Genomic DNA, 317 nt, shown 5'->3' with positions numbered 1-317 from the left:
ATCCTAAGAGGGTGTCAAGTGGCATGTCCTGGACCCGAAGCGGGGTGATCTACCCATGGCCAGTGTGAAGCAGCTGTAAGAGGTTGTGGAGGCGCGAACCCACTTAGGTTGAAAACTGAGGGGATGAGCTGTGGGTAGGGGTGAAAGGCCAATCAAACTCCGTGATAGCTGGTTCTCCCCGAAATGCATTTAGGTGCAGCGTGATGTGTGCTTACCGGAGGTAGAGCTACTGGATGGCCGAGCGGGACTATCATCTTAGTGACGTCAGCCAAACTCCGAATGCCGGTTTAAGTTTGAGCATTGCAGTGAGACTGTGG

Annotated in this window: 1 rRNA gene; it reads left to right on the top strand. The window is 53.6% G+C overall.

Features of this window, described 5'->3' with window-relative positions:
- Positions 1 to 317, top strand: a 23S ribosomal RNA gene (locus tag HMPREF2656_RS00255); the annotation flags it as partial.

It is taken from the genome of Corynebacterium sp. HMSC034B08, assembly GCF_001835805.1.
Classification (GTDB): Bacteria; Actinomycetota; Actinomycetes; order Mycobacteriales; family Mycobacteriaceae; genus Corynebacterium; species Corynebacterium coyleae.
Note: the sequence above shows the minus strand (reverse complement) of the source record. Positions and strands in the feature narration are given on the sequence as shown.